The 17,796-nt window shown below is 64.2% G+C and carries 25 protein-coding genes and 1 pseudogene; 11 read left to right on the top strand and 15 right to left on the bottom strand.

The features are described 5' to 3' along the window. On the bottom strand, positions 1–323 hold a 323-nt coding region (locus tag VSX60_RS19150; protein WP_327625866.1), incomplete at its 3' end, for a hypothetical protein. A gap of 180 nt (positions 324–503) precedes the next feature. On the opposite strand from VSX60_RS19150, the gene VSX60_RS19145 reads away from it, so the two are divergent. The 6 genes from VSX60_RS19145 to VSX60_RS19120 all read left to right on the top strand — a co-directional run bounded on the left by VSX60_RS19145 (position 504) and on the right by VSX60_RS19120 (position 3,856). Further along, entirely contained in the window at positions 504–863 is a 360-nt protein-coding gene (locus VSX60_RS19145) for an RNA polymerase sigma factor (protein ID WP_327625865.1), read from the top strand. Further along, positions 863–1,507 (top strand): DUF1109 domain-containing protein, encoded by a 645-nt coding sequence (locus VSX60_RS19140; protein ID WP_327625864.1) that lies wholly within the window; start codon positions 863–865, stop codon positions 1,505–1,507. Before VSX60_RS19145 ends, VSX60_RS19140 begins: the two co-directional genes overlap by 1 nt. Further along, positions 1,504–2,235 (top strand): DUF6969 family protein, encoded by a 732-nt coding sequence (locus tag VSX60_RS19135; protein ID WP_327625863.1) that lies wholly within the window; start codon positions 1,504–1,506, stop codon positions 2,233–2,235. Before VSX60_RS19140 ends, VSX60_RS19135 begins: the two co-directional genes overlap by 4 nt. Before the next feature lie 55 nt (positions 2,236–2,290). Next, positions 2,291–2,719, top strand: coding sequence for a DoxX family protein (locus VSX60_RS19130; protein ID WP_327625862.1), 429 nt, complete (start codon positions 2,291–2,293; stop codon positions 2,717–2,719). A gap of 64 nt (positions 2,720–2,783) precedes the next feature. Next, a complete protein-coding gene (locus tag VSX60_RS19125) occupies positions 2,784–3,260 on the top strand; it encodes a hypothetical protein (protein WP_327625861.1) in 477 nt (158 codons plus the stop codon). Positions 3,261–3,292: 32 nt separating this feature from the next. Then, the gene (locus tag VSX60_RS19120; RefSeq protein ID WP_327625860.1) at positions 3,293–3,856 is read left to right on the top strand and encodes a carboxymuconolactone decarboxylase family protein; all 564 of its coding nucleotides are present in this window, start codon (positions 3,293–3,295) and stop codon (positions 3,854–3,856) included. Here the strand turns inward: VSX60_RS19120 and VSX60_RS19115 are convergent. From VSX60_RS19115 to VSX60_RS19065, 11 genes are all read right to left on the bottom strand, one after another. Then, entirely contained in the window at positions 3,844–4,176 is a 333-nt protein-coding gene (locus tag VSX60_RS19115) for a hypothetical protein (RefSeq protein ID WP_327625859.1), read from the bottom strand. The genes VSX60_RS19120 and VSX60_RS19115 overlap by 13 nt on opposite strands. Positions 4,177–4,187: 11 nt before the next feature. Further along, on the bottom strand, positions 4,188–4,640 hold the full coding sequence (locus VSX60_RS19110) for a flavodoxin family protein (RefSeq protein WP_327625858.1): 453 nt from the start codon (positions 4,638–4,640) through the stop codon (positions 4,188–4,190). 91 nt (positions 4,641–4,731) lie between these two features. Continuing rightward, positions 4,732–5,202, bottom strand: a complete 471-nt coding sequence (locus tag VSX60_RS19105; RefSeq protein ID WP_327625857.1) for a DUF302 domain-containing protein — start codon at positions 5,200–5,202, stop codon at positions 4,732–4,734. A gap of 104 nt (positions 5,203–5,306) precedes the next feature. Then, on the bottom strand, positions 5,307–5,735 hold the full coding sequence (locus VSX60_RS19100) for a glycoside hydrolase family 15 protein (protein ID WP_327625855.1): 429 nt from the start codon (positions 5,733–5,735) through the stop codon (positions 5,307–5,309). Then, positions 5,732–7,681 carry a glycoside hydrolase family 15 protein gene (locus tag VSX60_RS19095; RefSeq protein ID WP_327625854.1) on the bottom strand — a complete coding sequence of 650 codons (1,950 nt, stop codon included), beginning with the start codon at positions 7,679–7,681 and terminating at the stop codon, positions 5,732–5,734. Before VSX60_RS19095 ends, VSX60_RS19100 begins: the two co-directional genes overlap by 4 nt. A gap of 2 nt (positions 7,682–7,683) precedes the next feature. Beyond that, positions 7,684–8,358: a haloacid dehalogenase type II gene (locus tag VSX60_RS19090; RefSeq protein WP_327625853.1), complete on the bottom strand. Its 675-nt coding sequence runs from the start codon at positions 8,356–8,358 to the stop codon at positions 7,684–7,686. Further along, positions 8,355–9,224: an alpha/beta fold hydrolase gene (locus VSX60_RS19085; protein WP_327625852.1), complete on the bottom strand. Its 870-nt coding sequence runs from the start codon at positions 9,222–9,224 to the stop codon at positions 8,355–8,357. Before VSX60_RS19085 ends, VSX60_RS19090 begins: the two co-directional genes overlap by 4 nt. Before the next feature lie 115 nt (positions 9,225–9,339). Continuing rightward, a complete protein-coding gene (locus VSX60_RS19080) occupies positions 9,340–9,804 on the bottom strand; it encodes a DUF6789 family protein (protein ID WP_327625851.1) in 465 nt (154 codons plus the stop codon). 29 nt (positions 9,805–9,833) lie between these two features. After that, positions 9,834–10,643, bottom strand: a complete 810-nt coding sequence (locus VSX60_RS19075; protein ID WP_327625849.1) for a hypothetical protein — start codon at positions 10,641–10,643, stop codon at positions 9,834–9,836. A 17-nt stretch (positions 10,644–10,660) separates the two neighbouring features. Further along, a complete protein-coding gene (locus tag VSX60_RS19070) occupies positions 10,661–11,179 on the bottom strand; it encodes a peroxiredoxin-like family protein (protein ID WP_327625847.1) in 519 nt (172 codons plus the stop codon). Beyond that, the gene (locus VSX60_RS19065) at positions 11,176–11,781 is read right to left on the bottom strand and encodes a TetR/AcrR family transcriptional regulator (RefSeq protein ID WP_327625846.1); all 606 of its coding nucleotides are present in this window, start codon (positions 11,779–11,781) and stop codon (positions 11,176–11,178) included. Before VSX60_RS19065 ends, VSX60_RS19070 begins: the two co-directional genes overlap by 4 nt. Before the next feature lie 192 nt (positions 11,782–11,973). Between VSX60_RS19065 and VSX60_RS19060 the strand changes: the two genes are divergently transcribed. The 4 genes from VSX60_RS19060 to VSX60_RS19045 all read left to right on the top strand — a co-directional run bounded on the left by VSX60_RS19060 (position 11,974) and on the right by VSX60_RS19045 (position 15,131). Continuing rightward, on the top strand, positions 11,974–12,240 hold the full coding sequence (locus VSX60_RS19060; RefSeq protein WP_327625845.1) for a hypothetical protein: 267 nt from the start codon (positions 11,974–11,976) through the stop codon (positions 12,238–12,240). Between the two features lie 167 nt (positions 12,241–12,407). Then, complete coding sequence (locus VSX60_RS19055; protein ID WP_327625844.1) at positions 12,408–13,154, top strand: flavodoxin family protein; 747 nt, start codon at positions 12,408–12,410, stop codon at positions 13,152–13,154. Positions 13,155–13,461: 307 nt separating this feature from the next. Continuing rightward, complete coding sequence (locus VSX60_RS19050) at positions 13,462–13,878, top strand: trehalase-like domain-containing protein (RefSeq protein WP_327625880.1); 417 nt, start codon at positions 13,462–13,464, stop codon at positions 13,876–13,878. Continuing rightward, positions 13,875–15,131, top strand: coding sequence for an MFS transporter (locus tag VSX60_RS19045; protein ID WP_327625843.1), 1,257 nt, complete (start codon positions 13,875–13,877; stop codon positions 15,129–15,131). The genes VSX60_RS19050 and VSX60_RS19045 overlap by 4 nt, the downstream gene beginning before the upstream one ends. Positions 15,132–15,227: 96 nt before the next feature. Here VSX60_RS19045 and VSX60_RS19040 read toward each other — a convergent pair whose 3' ends face one another. After that, entirely contained in the window at positions 15,228–15,407 is a 180-nt protein-coding gene (locus tag VSX60_RS19040) for a hypothetical protein (protein ID WP_327625842.1), read from the bottom strand. Between the two features lie 197 nt (positions 15,408–15,604). Here VSX60_RS19040 and VSX60_RS19035 point away from each other — a divergent pair. Next, positions 15,605–15,933 (top strand): annotated as a pseudogene (locus tag VSX60_RS19035) (transposase); the annotation flags it as partial. Here the strand turns inward: VSX60_RS19035 and VSX60_RS19030 are convergent. After that, complete coding sequence (locus VSX60_RS19030) at positions 15,933–16,586, bottom strand: cysteine hydrolase (protein ID WP_327625841.1); 654 nt, start codon at positions 16,584–16,586, stop codon at positions 15,933–15,935. The pseudogene VSX60_RS19035 and the gene VSX60_RS19030 sit on opposite strands and share 1 nt — an antisense overlap. A 257-nt stretch (positions 16,587–16,843) precedes the next feature. Next, complete coding sequence (locus tag VSX60_RS19025; RefSeq protein ID WP_327625840.1) at positions 16,844–17,410, bottom strand: hypothetical protein; 567 nt, start codon at positions 17,408–17,410, stop codon at positions 16,844–16,846. Positions 17,411–17,796: the final 386 nt, after the last annotated feature.

Here is a 17,796-nt window from a genome sequence, read left to right as displayed (position 1 = left end):
TTGGGTTTGGCCGCCGCGCACGGGTTGGCGGCGCAGGGGTTCGCCGCCTTGGGTTTGGCCGCCGCGCACGGATTGGCGGCGCAGGGGTTCGCCGCCTTGGGTTTGACCGCCGCGCACGGGTTGGCGGCGCAGGAGTTGGCAGCCGCACACGGGTTGGCCGCGCACGGATTGGCGGCCTGGCCCTGGGCCGCTGCCGGGGTGGTTGCTACCGCACCCACGGATGCCGAAAGCGCGAAGGCGCCCATCATCAGCGCCATTGGCATTGCGGTGGAAAGGCGAAGCGCGCTGCGGGTCCGCCTCGGTACCTGCGTCAGGATGTTCATTCGGTCCTCCCAGTTGTGGATTGTTGTGTCTGTCGTTGCCGCGGGCCTGCCATTGACGCAGTCCGTCGTTGGCCTCTTCGCTGGCCGCTCCCCGGCTGTTACAAAAAAATTTCCTTTCGCGTTGATCCGGCATCGGGGCAGTATCGGGGAGATGCACCGAGCGAAGAAAGCCTACAGCCGATGCCGACGGAGCTACGCCCGAACGACGAGACGATCGCCGACGATGAGTGGCTGGTCGACCTTTACCGCCGCCGCGGCCGTGCCGGCAGGCTTCTCAAAGAGATGGCGGCTATCGCTGAAACCTTTTCGGGGTCCCGCGCGAACAGTCCTTCCGAAGAAGTCATGAATGGGATGTCGATGGAACGTGCATTGCTGGGATTGTCGGAGATCGAGCGCCGCGCCTTCACGCTGGTCCGCCTTCGCGGCATGTCGCTCGACGAGGCGGCGGGGTCGAGCAGTTCCACCGTCGCCGCCATCAAGGTCGCGGTCCACCGCGCCGCACGCAAGCTACAGGCGCTGGTCGGGAAGGGTCGTCTCTGATGCAGACCGACGCGCTCATCGACCGCCTCGCCCGCGATGCCGGGCCGGTGCGCCCGCTCCCACCCGCTTGGCGGCGTTGCCTCGGATGGCTCGCGATGGCAGTGGGATTCGCCGCGGTCATCGTGCTCCTGATGTCGCCGCGCCCGGACCTTGCCGAGCAGCTCCGCGAGACCCGCTTCTGGGTCGAGCAGCTCGCGGCGCTCGCCACAGCCATCCTCGCGGCTCATGCGGCGCTTGCCCTCAGCGTCCCCGGCACCAGCAGGCGGGTGGCCCTCTCGCCGCTCTTCCCCGCGGCACTTTGGCTCGGCTCGCAAGGGGTGGGATGTCTCTCGGCCCTTACCGGTCGCTCCGGCGTCAGCATCACCGGCGAGCCTGAATGCCTCGTCTTCATCGCCCTGACGGGATCGCTGCCGGCCGTCGCGCTGGTGGCGATGCTGCGGCGTGGCTTCCCCGTGCGACCCCGTCTCAACCTGGCGCTCGCCGTGCTCGCCGCGGCGGCGCTCGGCAATGTTGGCCTGCGCCTCTTTCACCCGCAGGACGCGGCGCTGATGGTGCTGATCTGGCAGAGCGGCTCGGTGGCGCTATTGTCCTTTGCCGGCTGGCTTCTCGGCCGGACCGTGCTGGACCGGCCCGTGGCTACATGACCGACCGCGCTGTCCTGATCCTGAAGAGCCCACCATCACTCGACGACCTCGATACCGCGGAACTGCGCCGGATGTGCGAGGCGGCGGACGAGATCGACGAATGCCTCCGCGTCCTGCGCAAGGCGCGCCTCAACGTCGTCGGCGAGGTGCTGAAGGGCCAGAGCCCGTTCGTGCAGATGACGCATTACCCGCAGGGCGACGTCTACGATGCCGAGACCCACTCGCAATATTACTATCACGCCCACCGCGAGGCGGAGCACGGCCATTTCCACTGTTTCCTGCGCGCCGGCGGCATGCCCGACGGCGCGACCCCCGCCGCCGACCCGGAGACGCAGGGCTGGCCCGAGGGCGACAACGCCATCGCCCATCTCGTGGCGATCTCGATGGACCGCTTCGGCACGCCGATCCGTCTCTTCACCACCAACCGCTGGGTCACCGCCGAGACGTGGTATCCGGCGGCCGACGTCACCCGCATGATCGACAGCTTCGCGGTCGACCACGCCCATCCGAGCTGGCCCACGAACCGCTGGCTGACCGCGATGGTGCGCCTCTTCCGCCCCGAGATCGCCGCGCTGATCGAGGCTCGCGACCGCGTCTTCGCCGACCACGCCGAACGCCACCCCGACCGCGACCCCTGGGAGGATCGCGCGCTTGAGACGTTAAGCGAGATCCCGATCGACGTCGCCGCGCAGAGGGAGCGGGTTCTCGCCGCGCTTGCCGAGCGATAGCCGGCCCCGGCCCACTCAGCTGGCGCGCGGCCCTGCCTTCTCGGTCGGTCACGCCATGCCCGGCACGCCGCTTTCGCTCGGGGCATTTCACCGCCTCGCACCGTGGACCGTGGACGCGGGCGGGGTGCCGCAGGCCGGGCCGCTCCTCGCGATCATGCTGCAGATTGTCGTCGTGGCGGAGCTCCTGCTGCCCGTCCTGCTTGTCGCCGGGCTCTTCACGCGTGGCGCTGCGGGCGGTCTTGCAGGCATCGTCGCGGCGACCGCGCTCGTTGACCTGCTGGCGCACGGTGTGCCGCGCGACGCGGCGGGAATGATCTTCGATTCGAACCCGTTCGGCGGGATCGTCGACGCCACAATCCTGTGGGCAGGGCTTCTGGTCGTGCCGCTGGCACTCGGGCCCGGGCCCCTCTCGCTCGACGCGCTCCGCTGGCGGCTGCGCCGGCGCGGGCGGAACCCGACGACACGGCTTCGTGAGCCAGAGTAACGCAGCGCCCGTCCCGACCGAACAGAGACTTCGAACGCACAGTCGAAAGGCGCCACCGAGCCCAATGACGCAACATCACCAACACACGGACGTCCTCGCCCGCAGCGGGAACCTTCCGCTTGCTGCGATCCTGCTCGCCGGGCTCGCCGGGCAGGCGATCTTCGAGATCACGGCCCTTGTGCTGATACCCGCGCTGCTCGGCATGCCGCTAATGCCCGCCGCACTCGTCACCGCGCTCAGCCAGTCGCTTCTCGGGTTCGACGTGGCCATGGGCGCGGCCTGGGCCGTGCATCTCGTCGCCGGCATCGTTGCCTTCCCGCTCGGTTACCTGGCGCTGCGGCGCGCCATCGGTCTTTCGTGGTCGGCGGCGGGGACGCTCTGGGGCATCGTCCTGTGGCTTCTCGCGCAGGCAGTGCTCGCGCCACTCGCCGGGCGGCCGTTCATGCTGGGCTTCGTGCCCTACACCTGGGCGTCCCTGGGCGCCCACCTTGCCTACACCCTCGTCGTAGCCTTCGCCAACGCAAGGCTGACCCGGCGCTGACGCCTTTCCCCCCTCAACGAAGAAGGAACACCATGACCACGAGCTACACGATCAACGTGATGCCCCAGACTCTGGACACCGCCGACGGCGGCGCCAAGGCGGTGCTCGAGCGCGCGCAGAAGAGCCTCGGCTTCATCCCGAACATGTATGGCGGGATGGCCGCAGTGCCGGCCGTGCTCGACACCTATCTCGACGGCTACAAGCGCTTCCGCGAGGAGACCGGGTTCTCGCCGGCCGAGCAGGAGGTCGTGTTCCTCGCCATCTCGAAGTTCAACGGCTGCGGCTACTGCATGGCGGCGCATTCCATGATTGCCGACAAGATGTCGGGCGTTCCCGCGGACTCGCTTGCCGCGCTGCGCGAGGGCCGCGCACTGCCCGATGCGAAGCTCGAGGCGCTGCGCGCCTTCACCGAGCGCATGGTCGAAAGCCGCGGCAACCCGACCGAGGCGGACGTCGCGACATTCCGCGAGGCGGGCTACGAGGAGCGGCACATTCCCGGCATCATCCTCGCCATCGCGGTGAAGACGCTCAGCAACTACAGCAACCACATCTTCAAGCCCGAGGTCGACGAGATGTTTGCCGGCTACAAGGTCTGACGGCGACGGGGGGCTGCGCGGAGCGGCCCCTCCCGGCTCAGGCCCGGTGCTCCGGGTTCTCGTAGCCGAAGCGGCAGCCGGCCGCCCAGGCACGGCGATCGTTGCCGTGGTTCGGCAGGCCCTCCCGCCGCCTTCAGCATCCGCGCCATGTGTAGCAGGTTCCACGTCATGATCGTGGTGTTGCGCTGGGTGAAGTCGTTGTCGAGCCCGGCGCCGTGGTCGCCGTAGGACGGCCCCGGCCCTGCCTCGCCGATCCAGCCGCAATCGGCCCGCGGCGGGATCGTGTAGCCGAGATGCCCCAGCGCATAGAGGATCGACATCGCGCAATGCTTTATGCCGTCCTCGTTGCCGGTGACGACGTCGTCGCCGACCTTGCCGTAGACGCTCGACTGCCCCCTGTATTCAGCTCCGCCGACATCGCGTAGAGCCGCTCGATCATCAGCCGGCAGACCGAACTCTCCTCGCCCAGCCAGATCGGCGTGCCGAGGATCGGTATGTCTGCGGCGGCCACCTTCGTCCCGATGCCGTGCCATGCGTCCTCAGGCCAGCCGCGCTTGGTCGTGTCGGGCTGCAGGCCGAAGGCAACGGGCATGCCCGCGGGCCGGATCGTCTCGACTGACACTCCCGCGCGCCGCATGATCTCGGCGTGCACCGACAGGAGCAGGTCGGTGTGGCTCGCCTCGCCCGCACGCTTCAGCGAGCAATTGAGGATCACCGCGGAGAGCCCGGAGAAATCCGTCTCGTTGCCGGCGCAGAGCGCCTCCTGCCGTTCGTTGAGCACCATGTGCTTTCCCCCTACGTGGCTGGAGATGCCCGACGCGCGCCGACATCTTCCGGCCCGCGTATGTCCTGAAATGCGTTCGCGTGGCCGCGTCCTACTCGGCCGTCGCCCGCTCGGCGATCGCGGCGAACCGCTGGTCGAGCTCGCCCGCGATCTCGGCCAGCGCCTCGCCGCCCTCGTCTTCATACGGCGCGAAGACGTGGCTCGGCTCCTTCCAGCTCAGCGTCGCGGTACCGTCCTCGTTCTCGGTGACGTAGAATCGTACCGGCGCCTCGATCATCGCCGCGGTGCTGAGTTCGAGGATGCGCACGGCGAAGTCGTTGTTGAAGACGCCGACCACCCGGTTCCCGGGAATTTCAACGCCGCGCTCCCGCGCCGCCGCCGTCGGCCCCGCCTGGGTGACGACGCCCATGCCCTCCTCCGGGGCCGCCGCGAGGAGCCGCTCCAGAAGCTCGGCATGTGAAAGCTCGGTCTCGATCACCTGCCAGCCGTCGCGTGGCGCGATCTGCGCCGTCGCCGTCGCGAGTCCGAATGCCATCATTCCCGCCGCTGCAATCATCCGCATCGTCCTGTCTCCCTTTTTTTCCGTCTTTCTGAAGTATAGCGCGGCAGGTCAGTCGCGCCCGCCCGGCACCCACTTGCGCACACGGCCCGCCACCTTCGACGCCATCAGCGCCGACCATTCGAGCGGACACGCCTTGGCGATCTCGAGAATCGCCTTGAGATACTCCGCATGGCTGAAGAGGAGCGGCGTTTGCCGAGGAACGCCTCGGCACGGTCGGGCTCGCCCGCCACGAGCCAGAAGGTGCAGGGCAGGAACGCACCCTCGGCATCGCCGAGCGGCGACGAGATCTGCTCAGGGTCGAACCGGAACACCAGCCTGCCCCGCGTCAGCCGCGCCTCGATCCGGGCGACGGTGGCGGCGAAGCGCGGATCGTTGGGCGGCAGGAAGCCGAGCCTCCCCAACAGCAGCGCCGAGGCGTCGAGCCCATCGGCATCGTAGTGCTGACGGAACGCCTGCATCCGCTCGTGCAGCGACGTCGTCGGCGCGGCGACCAGCGCCCTGGTCGGCGCATAGTTCAGCAGGTGGAACGTCATGGGCGATCGCCGGACATTCGCAGCACCGATTGCTGCGAAGAACGAAGCCGGATCTTTCGGTTCCGGACCAGGGCGTAGGCAAGGCCTTTCCAACCCTCGGTAGAGCCGACCAGACGCCGCGCACGATCCGCGTTCGTGCCGCGCAGCGCCTCGCGGCCGCCGCGCTCGTAGAGCGCTAGAAGCTGGGCGCTCGAGATCAGAGACAGGTGGGTGAAGGCCTGCGGGAAGTTGCCGAGGAACGCGCCGCTCTCCGGGTCAATTTCCTCTGCATAAAGGCCAACATCATTGGCGTGGCCGAGCAGCCTTTCGAAAAGGGCGCGCGCCTCGTCGCCGCGGCCCACTATGAGCAGCGCCTCGACGAACCAGAAGCTTGTGATCATGAAGGCTCCCTCGCCGCCCGACAGGCCGTCGTCGCCGCGATACCGGTAGACGAAGTCGCCCTCCTTCAGGTCGGCCTCGATTTTGCGGACGGTCTCCTCGATGAGCGCGTCGTCAAGCGGCATCCCGAGAAGCGGCACTTGCAGCAGCGACGCATCCGTGCCTTCCGCGCCGAACGATTGCGCGAGGTATCGGGGATTGCCCGCACAGCCCTCGTCCTGGACCGCGCGCAGGATCGCATCGCGGTTTTCGCGCCAGACGGGGCGATCGCCGAACAGCCGCGCTGCCCGGTCGAGCGTCACCCACGCCATGATCTTTCCCTGCGTGAAATGCCGGGACCCTCCGCGCATCTCCCAGAGCCCCTGGTCCGGTTCCTGCCATATCCGGCACACATGGTCGGCGACGCTGATGAAAAGCGCCGCCTCGTCGGCGCCGATGCGCTCACCGAGGCAAACGCGCAACTCCGCCCAGTCGAGCACCTCGCCGAAGACGTCGAGCTGGCGTTGTGCGGCGGCGCCGTTGCCGACTCTTACGGGCCCGCTCCGATGATAACCCGAGAGGTGGTCGAGCGTCCGCTCAAGCAGGAACGGCGAGCCGTCGATGCCGTACATGATCCGCATCACCGAGCCCTCGCGCAGGCATTGGCGGGTCAGAAACTCCGTGAAGCGCCGACCTTCGCCGCTGTAGCCGAGCACCGACAGTGCAAAGAGCGCGTAGGTCGCGTCGCGCATCCAGCAGAACCGATAGTCCCAGTTGCGCCCGCCACCGATTTCCTCGGGAAGCGAGGTGGTGGGCGCCGCGACAAGCGCGCCGGTCGGGGCGTAAGTCAAAAGCTTGAGCGCGAGTGCGCTTCGCCCGACAGCATCCTCGTACGGCCCCCGGTAGCGCGAGTATTCTGTCCATTCGGTCCAGTAGGACTTGGTCGTTTCGAAGAGCGCGTCGGTCTGGTCCCGCGGGTCACTCAGCGCCTCCATCCCAGTCAGGACCAAGCTCTGCCGATCTCCTTCGCGGAGGTCGAACTCGGTGACTGCAGCTCCCAACTCAAGCCGGAGTTTCCCGTTGCACCACAGCTTCATGCCGCCGTCGCAGCAGACACCGTCCGTCTCGATCCTGATGTCCGGCGGCTTGACCGAAAAACCTGCGGCGCGCGGTGCGAAGCGCGACGTGACGCGGACAGTTCCGGCCACGCACTCAAGGCGGCGCACGAGCCAGCCGGGTGCATTGAGCGTGACGTAATCGTGGACACCGGCGCTCCGTGATCTCCCAACCGGCATGAAATCGATCACATCGAGTGTCCCTGATTCCGACTCGAAGCGCGTGCGCAGGATGTTGGTCCGAGGAAGGTACTTTCGCGACGTGCGGGCGGTGCCCTCGACGCAGATCTCCCAAGCGCCGCCGCCGTTTTCGTCGAGGAGACGAAAGAACACCGGATCGGCGTCGAACCGCAGCAAGGTGCACCAGTCGATGCTGCCCTGCGCTGAGACAAGCGCCGCTCCGTGGCAGTCGCCGATCAGAGCATAGTCCCGGATCGGCGGCTGGAGGGGGGCGGAATACGGGACCGGCTCCATCGCTATTGTGCCTCGATCAGACCAGCGACCACCTCTACCAGCGTGACGCCCCGGACATCGGGCGCCTCCATCGCCGCGGGAAAGGCCGCCCCGTCTCGCGCGACATATCCGGCAATCAACCCGCTGCGTCGCGCGCCCTGGATATCCCAAGGATGGGCGGCGACCAGCGCCAGCCGGTGCGGCTCAACCCCGAGCCTCTCGGCGCAATGGCGATAGACCTCGCGATGCGGCTTCCAGTGGCCGATTTCGTCGATGGAGATCACCTGTCGGACGAGATGACGCAGGCCCGCCCGCTCCAGCAAGGCCGACGTCACCTTCGCGCTGCCGTTCGTCAGTGTCGCGACTTCGATCCCAGAATCTCGCAGCGCCGACATGGCCGGCGCCACGTCGTCGTGTGCGTCGAGTTCAGCGAAACCGTCGAGGACATGGTCGACCGCCTGAGGGTCGGCTCTGCCCAGTTCCTTCTCGAGCAGGACGGACAGGTTGGCTGAAGCGATTTCGCGGAACGGCTTGTACCCGCCCGTGATCTCCAGGGCGAACGCGTCGCGCAGAAATGACGCGAACCAGGTCTCCAGTTGATGACCGCCGAGCCCTGCCGTCAGCAGCCGAGGTCTGAGCGATTCCAGCGAGAACAGCGTCTCGACCACATCGAAGGCGACCGCCTTGGGGCGGTTCATCGCGTCTTTCCTTCCGATCCGGCCGCCAACCGCGGGCCGGCGATTTCCGCCGTCTGGCTCTCGCGCAGAAGAAGATTGATTTCCTCGGCGATAATTTCCGGATGGTCCTCGGGTGTGAAATGCTTGCCGCCTTCGATCCGCCGCAGCGGCGCCTTCAGATCCCGCGCGAAACGCTCGCCATATTCCAGCTTCTGAAACTGGTCCGCCTCGCCCCACACCACCCGAGCTGGCACGCCGAGGCGTGTCAAATCATCGGCGACTGCGAGCGTATCGCGGACGTCCAGCGCTTCTATCTGTCGGACAAACGCGCGTCCGCCGCCGTGCTGCGCATAGTGAGGCCAGTGTGCGGCGATCGCCTCGTCAGCCGCGCCACCGTCGTCGTGTCCCCGGCGGATGAAGGTAGATACAACCTGGTGAAAGACCAAGTTCGGAAGGCGTCGGACAACCGGTGCGGCCGCTCGCATCATCTTGACACTCGGGATCGGCCAGGAGTCGTAGCCGATCGCGTTGGTCAGAAGGAGCCCGGCGCACATCCAAGGATGTCGGGTCGCCGCGATCTGGGCGACGCCACCGCCCAGGTCGTGTCCGGCGAAGACCGCCTTCTCAATGCCGAGGTGACGGAGCCACTCGATCAGATAGTCGGCCTGCCGCGCGACCGAGATATCTCTGTTCCGTCCCTCGGGAATAGAGGTGCCGTACCCCACCATTTCCCAGGCTAGGCACTTCGCGCCTTCGATCCGCGGTATCACATGTCGCCAGAGCGCGGGAGAGGTTGGAATGCCGTGAAGAAGAACGAGCGGCATGCCGTCGCCATGCTCCTCCCAACGCATGGTGACGCCGTTCAGCGTTGTCGTTTTGCTCTGCATGAGCGCCTCCTGTTCTGTTTCTCAATCGGAGCCTTCGCTCTCGTAGGGCGGCATAGGGCAGACCGGCACCGGCAATTCGCACCGCCCGTGTATCCGAATGCGGCTGGCGCCTGCATCAACGTCTGGCATGCGCCGAGTGCACTGTTCGGCTTTCCAGCCTTCCGAAAACGGCCCCGAGAACGAGCCCGTAGATGACGTGCAGCACCAGCGTCGCGATCGGCGCCATGATCCCCAAGGCCATGCCGAAGAAACCAGCGCCAGCCATCGGCATCGCCACAATCATCATCAGGAGCCAGGCCGCGACAGAGAACGAGGCCCCCCTCGCCAGATAGCTTGATCCCGGCCACATTGGTGCTGTCGCAGCGAAGATCAGCCCCCACAGGATCGAACCGATAAAGAGGTGCATGATCCAGCCAATCACTGGGCTTGCCGGCAGGCCACCGTAGTTTGTCCCCATCTCCGTCAGCATCTGGATGACGTTCAGCTGCGGCATCAAGCCCATGGCGCTCTTCATCAGCATGATCGCCGAGAGCACGATCGTTGCGACGAACCCCGCAATCACTCCGTTCGCATATCTCATCTGGTTGCTCCCTTTTTCATGATGGCAGCTCACAGCCGACGATTGGTGGATCTGAAAACAATGGTGGCGAGCACCGCAACTCCGACCCCGAGCGTGGCGGCCGCCGCCGCAGTCCGCCATGCGGGCGGCAGCGGACGGTAGAGGTCTGCGAGCCACGCCATGACGCCCATTGGCGGAGCCGCCCGCCAGAGGTCGCTCTGGGCGCGCGGGCCGGCCCGCCGCGTCATCTCGCGCATGGTTCCGACGCCGCGAGCCATCGGCACGAGCCGGCGCGTGCTTTCCTCCTCGGGCGGTCGCTCGCCCTTGGCGACAGCTTCCAACGCCCGCGCGAGACCCCGCTGGTCCCCGGCCCATAGCGAGCGGAAGACGATGGTCCCGGACCAATCCGTCAGATACGCAGCGTTCGGCTTCTCATCGAGCCGACGATGGACCGAACCGTCCGGATCATCGACCGCAACCGTCCAGGGGAGCTGATCGCGGCTTTTCAGCGCGCGGGCTGCCGCCCGCTTCTCCTCAGCCACACCCGCCTGGTCATGATGCTCTCCTGGATGCGCTTCCCGCACATAGAGCGTGATGAATTCGATGATGCTGCCAAACTTCGCATGGAACTCCTTGAGGATCGGATCGGAGCTCGCCGTCATCGGGCAGGTGAACGAGCCGGTGACCAGGAGAATCGGGCGTCCTGCCAGATCGCTCGTCTTCAACTGTCCGCCACCTGCAGTCGGCAGGTCGAACTCCGGCAGGCGTTCACCGGGCTTGGGTGCGCCTTCTCCGAACTGCATGTCCTCGGACAGGATCTCCGACGAGACGTGCTCATAGGCATATCGTTTGGTGGTCAAATGGGGCCTCTACGGTCTCAGGCGGCGGCGCCGCGGATCGGATAGTTCTTGTCCTGGATGAACTTGAGCCCGTTCAGGACACCCTGAAGATCAGGACGCGCGAAGGGCGCGTTCGAGATGTCGATGATCTGCAGAAGCCCGTCAGGGTTGGTGACGAAGAGCCCCGGCTCCGCGAAGGGCCGATCCGTCTCCTGCGCCGAGCGTGGTTCGGAAATGTAAAGCCCGAGCTGGCGCATCTGCTCCTGGGACAGTTCGCAGGCCACCGGAAACCGCCAGCCCTCCTCGGCGGCTTCTTCTTTGGCGCGCTCGCGCGGATCGCCGGAAATGGCGATGACGTCCGCACCGGCGTCCCGAAAGTCATCGAGCAGGCTGTTTAGTGCCGCGAGATACTTCCGGCACAGCGGGCAGTGCTGGCCGCGATAGACGACGGCCACCTGCCAGCGTCCCTTGCCGCCAAGCTGGATCTGTTCGCCGGTCGTTGTGACAAGGCTCATCGGGGGTGTCGGATGTCCGGGTTTGGTCATGTATTCGTTCAATGTGGGTCTCCTTCGGCTTTTGACGTCGAGGCGCCCGCAGGATGCGAGCCGTCGCTGGTGCGGAGCAGCGCGAGCAGGGGGCGGACGGCGCCCTCCATGGTTTCGCGGTCCGGCCGGGTTCGTGCGAGGACCCGAAGTCCGAACATGAGTGTGCTGAAGGACCGCGCAGCATCCGCAGGCGCGACGGACAGGTCCGCTTCTCCAGCCCGTTGCGCGGCCTCGAAGTTGCGCCGGAAAAACGCCTCCACCTCACCCAGGTTGCGGGCGACGATTGCGGCGATCTCCGGATCGTGCGGACCGAGTTCGATCGCGGTATTGATGACGAGGCACCCCATGCGATCCGGATCGCCGAGCGCCGCCTCGATCAGGCGCGCGACAAACGCCCGGATGCGGTCCGCGGGAGAGGAAAGGCGCTCAAGCTCTCGCAGGCACTCGCCGGTCCGGCTCTCGGAATAGTGTTCCAAGGCAGTTCGGAACAGCGCCCGTTTGCCCCCGAACGCGTTGTAGAGGCTCGTCATGCCAAGCCCGGTCGCGGCCTCCAGATCGCGGACCGAAGTGGCCTCGAAGCCCCGCGCCCAGAACTGTCGAACGACCAGGTCCATCGCGGCGGTTTCATCGAATGATCGCGGGCGCCCCACTGCGCTTCTCCTCGTTTTGCAGCACACGTTATAAAACGCCTTACAGGCACCGAGGTTCCTTCCGGCAGGCGGCGTTGTGCAGCGACTGCAACAAAACTGCGCCTCAGGTGTTTCGTTCCCACGGCACGACCCGAGCCGACCGAAGAGGACGTCACAATGAGATCATCGATATTCGGCAGCGCATTGAGCCTGGTGGTGAGCGCCGCAGTCGCGCAGGATTTCGGCGGGCAGGAAGACCGAGACAGCGCCGGCCAACTCGCGCAGAATATGCGGGGCATGATGATGGGAGGGGCTGATTGCTATTCTGGTGATCGCTTTCCTCGTCACCGGCATCGTCTATTTCGTCCGCGGATCACGTCGGTGACGCACTCCCCGTTCCATAAAGGAAGAGCCATGATTTCGACCGGCTCCATCATCGATTGAGGCAATGCGGAAACAGAGCCGCGACGGCGAGAAGAGCCTTCGATATATCTGGCGAGGACACTTGGGTGCTTCTCCTCGACCTGCAGCCAAATACCCTTTTGGAGCGCGAAGCGGTCGGACAGAAGTCCAGCGCGCAATATCCTGCAATTCAATGAAAAGAGGACCCAATGGACCTGAGCGAAAAGCAAGCCGGCCTGTGCGACGAAAACAAGACCGACTTTTCTGATCTGCGCGCCGTGTTCTTCAACTGCACGCTGAAGCATCCCGACCAGGCGTCCCACACCTCACTGTTGATGGGCAGCTCGGCCGAAATCATGCGCAAGAGCGGTGTCGCCGTGGAAGATATCCGCATGACGGCCCACAAGGTCGCCTTCGGCGTGCAACCCGACATGCGCGAGCATGGCTGGGACCACGACGACTGGCCCGACCTGTGGCGCAAGGTGGAGACGGCGGACATCCTCGTGATCGGCACGCCGATCTGGCTGGGCGAGCAATCCTCGGTCTGCCGGCTCCTGATCGAGCGTCTCTACGCCATGTCCGGGATGCTGAACGACCGCGGGCAGTCGATCTTCTACGGCAAGACCAGCGGCGTCGTGGTCACCGGCAACGAGGACGGGATCAAACATGTGGCGATGAATGTGCTCTATTCCCTGTCGCATCTGGGCTATGTGATCCCACCGCAGGCCGATTGCGGATGGATCGGCGAGGCAGGGCCCGGACCGAGCTATGGCGACGATGGCGCGGGGTTCGACAACGAGTTCACGCAGCGCAACACCACGATCATGACCTGGAACCTGCTGCACATGGCGCGGATGCTGAAGGATGCCGGGGGGTTACCTAGCCACGGCAACGACCGTAGGGCCTGGTCGGCCGGCTGCCGCTTCGACTTCGAGAACCCCGAGCACCGGAGCTGAGGCCGAAGGCGATCCTGCCTATGGCAGGGCGGGAAGTCCGCACACTCCCCAAGCAGTCCCCACTGGAAGTTCTGGCAACAAAAGGCGCAATGAAATCAATCGACAGTTGTTGGAGAAGGTTGGATTATAGACCCGTCCTCTCTGCCACTTGCCCCTTCACACATCCAAGTAGGGTGATTTCCTGATCGCCGCTGTAGACCGGCTGGTGACAGGACAAGGTGTGGCCGACTTTCCGGCGGCGGAAGGAAATTCCTCTTATCCTGATGCCGGTTCAGCCATCCGATTTAGTGCGGGCAGATCGAGAAGAATGAAGGAGGTCCAGGATGACCTGTCAGTCGATCGAGAACTACGCGATGATCGGCGACATGGGCACTATGGCGCTGGTCGCACTCGACGGCTCGATCGACTGGTTTGCATGCCGCACTTCGATTCGCCGAGCGTGTTCGCGCGCATCCTCGACGAGGACAAAGGCGGCCATTTCAGCATCGCCGCCGCGGATAACGGTGTGACCTGCAAGCAGCTCTATTGGCCCGCAATCCGCCCGGGTTTCTATCCTGTAGCGTATTTTACCACGATAACTTCATCCATCGATTGCGCAATGTCGATGAATGGCCTTGAGGTCCGGTCGAGCTGCCTTCGGTGGTTTCTGCCCATGTATCCCAGTCATTTGAGCCACCGACGGCCCGTTGGGCGCCCAGGAGCGACCGCATTGGAGAGTGCATGAACGCGATTTTGCCGATCACCTCTCTGCTTGCGAGCGTCAGCTTTCTGCTCATGGGACATGGGCTGATGGGAACGTTGTTGCCGCTGCGTGGCTTGGCGGAGGGGTTTTCCGCCTCGGAACTCGGGGTACTTGGCGCCTTCTATTTTTTCGGGTTCGGCCTCGGCACAATACTTGGCCCCCATGCCATCGGTCGGGTCGGCCATATCCGCACCTTCGCCGCGATGGCCGCGGTCATATGCATTGCTGTCATGGCCCAATCGCTGCTGACGGTTCCGGTCTTCTGGTGGGTCACGCGGGCGGTTACCGGGCTTTGCCTCTCGACCCTCTACGTTGTGATCGAGAGTTGGCTGAACGCCAATTCGACTAACCGGAACCGTGGCCTGATCTTTTCGGTCTATACCGTCGTCAACCTGGGCGTGATGACAGTGGGGCAGCTGCTGACCGCTACCGCCGCGATCACGGACTTCGTACTCTTCGCGGTCGCGACGATGCTGTTCGCTGCCTCGATTCTACCGGTTTCGCTATCGCGCACTTCAGCGCCCGCTCCGGCGCACACGGTCCGGCTGCGCTTGCGTCATCTGTTCGGATTATCTCCTGTCGCCGTCACCGGCGCGCTAGCGGTCGGTTGGGCCAATGGTGCTTTCTGGACACTGGGACCGGTCTTCGCGCAGCAAGAGACGGGGCAGGCCGGACTGGTTGCCATTTTTATGAGCGTTACCGTCTTTGCTGGGGCGGTCGGACAGCTTCCCTTCGGCTGGTTGTCCGATCGTATCGACCGCCGCATCGTCATCCTTCTGGCGGGGACGGGCGCGATGCTCGCTGCGATCGGACATGTCCTAGCCGCGCGTTACTGGCAGGTTGGCATCTTTCCCTGTGCCGCGGTATTCGGTTTCTTCGCCCTGCCGCTCTACGCCCTCTGCGCTGCCCATCTGAACGACCAGGTGGAGGAGGATGGTTATGTGGAAGCCGCAAGCGGTCTCTTGTTGCTTTACGCGTTGGGCGCGGTGATCGGGCCGCTGATTGCCTCCGCTTTGATGGCCCGCTATGGCGCCGACGCGCTATTCCTCTTCACGAGTGCTGTCCATGCCTCGCTGGTGGTCTTCGCGGTTGGGCGCATCTGCTGGAAGAAACCGCCGTTGCCGGCCGAAAAGGTGGCCTTCATTGAATCGCTTATCTCCGCCGGGACCGTCGCCAATCTCGAACCGAGGCCCGAAGGTGAGGCAGGCGATCATCCTCCGCGGCAATCCGTATGAGGTCTCGCGACAACGCCAAGGCGGAAAGCGATGGCGTATTTTCGCGGCATTTAGATGCCGCGGTCATGGACAGACCGCCGCCGGAATTTCGCGCCGTCATTTCAATAAAATGCCCAGCAGGTTGTCTCGGAACGTTGGATCGCTGGCGATTTGCGAGTGGGGAACGCAAAGGAAGCGAACGACGCCCGGGTCGAACGGGGTAAGGGCTTCCGAAGCGAAAATGCCCTGACCGACCAGCGATTGACGCGTCACCCGGCCATCGCCGGGGTCACTCATCAGCCGCTTGTAGTCGATACCCGGTTTCGGTTTGGCGATTTCCTCGGGCGTCAGCCTGATGACTTGGCGTCCATCGACTTCATCCAGAAGGCACAGCGCCGGCGTTTCATGACAGAGGTGGCTCGGGAAAATTGGACAGCGTGCTGAGTGGATTGTCTGTCTGAAGGCGGCCAGGATGGCCGAGATCAGGAGAGACGATGAGCAAGAGACCCAGGCGGAACCACAGCCCTGCCTTCAAGGCCAAGGTCGCGCTCGCGGCCATGCGCGGTGAGAAGACCGTGGCCGAGTTGGCGCAGCAATTCGACGTGCATCCGAACCAGATTACGCAATGGCGCTCGCAGCTTCTAGAAGGAGCGCGCGAGGTTTTCGGACCGGCGCGTTCGTCTGCGGCCACGCCTGCGGTGGACGTGAAGACGCTTCACGCGAAGATCGGAGAGCTGACGCTGGCCAACGATTTTTTAGAAACCGCGCTCGACAAGGCCGGATTGTTGGCGAGCGCAAAGCGATGATCGACCGGTCTCATGATTACACCGCTTGCAGCACTTCAACTGCCTCTCGGGTTGTTAAGACCTTGCTGGCGATGAAGTTGAAGTTGATGACGGCGGCCTGGTACCCGTCACCAAGATCCGGATCGATTGCGGCTGCGGTGGCGTCTGAGACGACGAACACTTCGAATCCCTGTTCGACCAGATCGCGCATGTGCGACTCAACGCACAGGTTCGCCGACATCCCGGCCAGAACGACCTTACTGATCCCGTGTTTACGCAACTGCAGCGCCAGGTCGTTGTTCTGAGGCCCGTAGACCTTGTGAGGACTGACCACGATAACGTTGCTATCGGTCAGCAGTGGCTTTAGCCGCTCCAGCCAGTCAGCCCCAGATCCGTCGAATCCCGACAGGTCCAGCGGACCACTGCGGGCAAACATGCCAATCTCGTGCATCTTTTGCTCGAGCGTGCCGCCAAACTGCCACTCCTTGTCGGCTGGATAGTAGTAGTGCGGAGACACGAAAGTCCGGTAACCACGGTCTCGCGCAGCGGTCAACAAGGCCTCAAGGTTGGCGATCGTGTTATTCTTGCGAACGCTTTCGCCGACCAAACCCCAAGCGGCACCGTCTTCGCTGAGGAAATCGTTTTGGGGATCGGTCACTACCAATGCGGTGGTTTTGTTGTCGATGTTCATCTTAGGATCCTATGGCTCAGGCAAGGGGGGGCGGGTTTACGGGCGGCAGTGTCATGGAACAGTTAGGTGACCTGCCGGTGACGCCGAGAGTGCGGCGAGGAAGTCGTCGACCTTGATCATGCCGTTGCCGACCAGAGGGAACTCCGTCGCGTTTCTGGTGTGGTCCTGGATCAAGGTGTTTCTCCAATGGCGTTTTGCGCATCTGCGGCGCTTTTTCAGAGTTCTGGCTTAGACTTCCGCGTCTTCTAGCGATTCTGTCATGCGTGAGGATGTGCCGCGCCTCGTTCGCTGCGGGCAAGTGCGAGGTACGCCCATGCGAGGACGGCGCCGAAGGCGACGTGGCTGATGATCGAGATCCAGTTTCGCGCCATCGCAAACCACGGAAACAGGATTGCGGCCACCGGATAGAAGTTGACGAGATATACCAGCAAGCCGAAAGCCCCGCCGAGCGCAACCGCCGCACCGGCGCTGAGACGCCAACGCGACAGGATCCAGGCGAACACGACAGCGAGCAAGATGGATAGAATGACATGCACGACCATGGCCACCATCATGATCATGAGATCAAAGGTCGCCGGTGGGGGCAGAACGCCATCTCCCATGACCATTGCCGCCATCATCCGCGGCGGGGCCCAAGGGCTCTCACCGGTCACCGCCAACAAGATCATCTCCATCATCAGAAAGACGACGCCAGCGATCAGACCCGCCAGGATTGCAGCCTTCCAGTCCACTTGCCCATGTAAATTCGCTGTTTGCTTGTTCATTCCCATATCCCGTGGATTGAGGTTGCGTCTCTCTCGCAAGTCATTGGCATAGCAACTCATCGATCATCGATCCGTTCCTCATGCTCGGCACGGAACGAGATCACTATCGTTCACGTTTCAGTATGAGTGTGGCTGGGGCTGATAACCCCATAGCTAGAATTACGGCTGGCACGCAGATACCTGCTTACTGGGAGACGAGTCGCCGAGCCGGACGCACTGTGAGGCAGGTGCTGGCCAGATGAATGGAGCAAAGCTCGCGGGTCCGCTGCGGTAGCCAGCAGTGGCACGCATGTGATTTGCTACGAGAATGTCTTTAATGCATGGTCTGAAGAAAATTTCTTAGTGTCGGTCCACAAAGAAGTTGAATGATATGAATCGTTTGTGATTCCATGCTGTTGATTTGATTCGACGAGGGCATGGAAGCGATGTGGACGAAAGCAAACCGC

Source organism: Aurantimonas sp. A3-2-R12 (assembly GCF_036016755.1).
GTDB lineage: Bacteria > Pseudomonadota > Alphaproteobacteria > Rhizobiales > Rhizobiaceae > Aurantimonas > Aurantimonas coralicida_A.
The sequence above is the reverse complement of the archived record's forward strand: the minus strand, read 5'-3'. Positions and strand labels throughout refer to the sequence as shown.

What these genes read in the sequence shown, in the direction of transcription:
- VSX60_RS19145 (WP_327625865.1), top strand. Translation starts at nt 504, where the DNA reads ATGCCGACGGAGCTACGCCCGAACGACGAGACGATCGCCGACGATGAG.
- VSX60_RS19140 (WP_327625864.1), top strand. Translation starts at nt 863, where the DNA reads ATGCAGACCGACGCGCTCATCGACCGCCTCGCCCGCGATGCCGGGCCG.
- VSX60_RS19135 (WP_327625863.1), top strand. Translation starts at nt 1,504, where the DNA reads ATGACCGACCGCGCTGTCCTGATCCTGAAGAGCCCACCATCACTCGAC.
- VSX60_RS19130 (WP_327625862.1), top strand. Translation starts at nt 2,291, where the DNA reads ATGCCCGGCACGCCGCTTTCGCTCGGGGCATTTCACCGCCTCGCACCG.
- VSX60_RS19125 (WP_327625861.1), top strand. Translation starts at nt 2,784, where the DNA reads ATGACGCAACATCACCAACACACGGACGTCCTCGCCCGCAGCGGGAAC.
- VSX60_RS19120 (WP_327625860.1), top strand. Translation starts at nt 3,293, where the DNA reads ATGACCACGAGCTACACGATCAACGTGATGCCCCAGACTCTGGACACC.
- VSX60_RS19115 (WP_327625859.1), bottom strand. Translation starts at nt 4,176, where the DNA reads ATGTCGATCCTCTATGCGCTGGGGCATCTCGGCTACACGATCCCGCCG.
- VSX60_RS19110 (WP_327625858.1), bottom strand. Translation starts at nt 4,640, where the DNA reads ATGGTGCTCAACGAACGGCAGGAGGCGCTCTGCGCCGGCAACGAGACG.
- VSX60_RS19105 (WP_327625857.1), bottom strand. Translation starts at nt 5,202, where the DNA reads ATGCGGATGATTGCAGCGGCGGGAATGATGGCATTCGGACTCGCGACG.
- VSX60_RS19100 (WP_327625855.1), bottom strand. Translation starts at nt 5,735, where the DNA reads ATGACGTTCCACCTGCTGAACTATGCGCCGACCAGGGCGCTGGTCGCC.
- VSX60_RS19095 (WP_327625854.1), bottom strand. Translation starts at nt 7,681, where the DNA reads ATGGAGCCGGTCCCGTATTCCGCCCCCCTCCAGCCGCCGATCCGGGAC.
- VSX60_RS19090 (WP_327625853.1), bottom strand. Translation starts at nt 8,358, where the DNA reads ATGAACCGCCCCAAGGCGGTCGCCTTCGATGTGGTCGAGACGCTGTTC.
- VSX60_RS19085 (WP_327625852.1), bottom strand. Translation starts at nt 9,224, where the DNA reads ATGCAGAGCAAAACGACAACGCTGAACGGCGTCACCATGCGTTGGGAG.
- VSX60_RS19080 (WP_327625851.1), bottom strand. Translation starts at nt 9,804, where the DNA reads ATGAGATATGCGAACGGAGTGATTGCGGGGTTCGTCGCAACGATCGTG.
- VSX60_RS19065 (WP_327625846.1), bottom strand. Translation starts at nt 11,781, where the DNA reads ATGGACCTGGTCGTTCGACAGTTCTGGGCGCGGGGCTTCGAGGCCACT.
- VSX60_RS19060 (WP_327625845.1), top strand. Translation starts at nt 11,974, where the DNA reads ATGAGATCATCGATATTCGGCAGCGCATTGAGCCTGGTGGTGAGCGCC.
- VSX60_RS19055 (WP_327625844.1), top strand. Translation starts at nt 12,408, where the DNA reads ATGGACCTGAGCGAAAAGCAAGCCGGCCTGTGCGACGAAAACAAGACC.
- VSX60_RS19050 (WP_327625880.1), top strand. Translation starts at nt 13,462, where the DNA reads ATGAAGGAGGTCCAGGATGACCTGTCAGTCGATCGAGAACTACGCGAT.
- VSX60_RS19045 (WP_327625843.1), top strand. Translation starts at nt 13,875, where the DNA reads ATGAACGCGATTTTGCCGATCACCTCTCTGCTTGCGAGCGTCAGCTTT.
- VSX60_RS19040 (WP_327625842.1), bottom strand. Translation starts at nt 15,407, where the DNA reads ATGAGTGACCCCGGCGATGGCCGGGTGACGCGTCAATCGCTGGTCGGT.
- VSX60_RS19030 (WP_327625841.1), bottom strand. Translation starts at nt 16,586, where the DNA reads ATGAACATCGACAACAAAACCACCGCATTGGTAGTGACCGATCCCCAA.
- VSX60_RS19025 (WP_327625840.1), bottom strand. Translation starts at nt 17,410, where the DNA reads ATGAGTTGCTATGCCAATGACTTGCGAGAGAGACGCAACCTCAATCCA.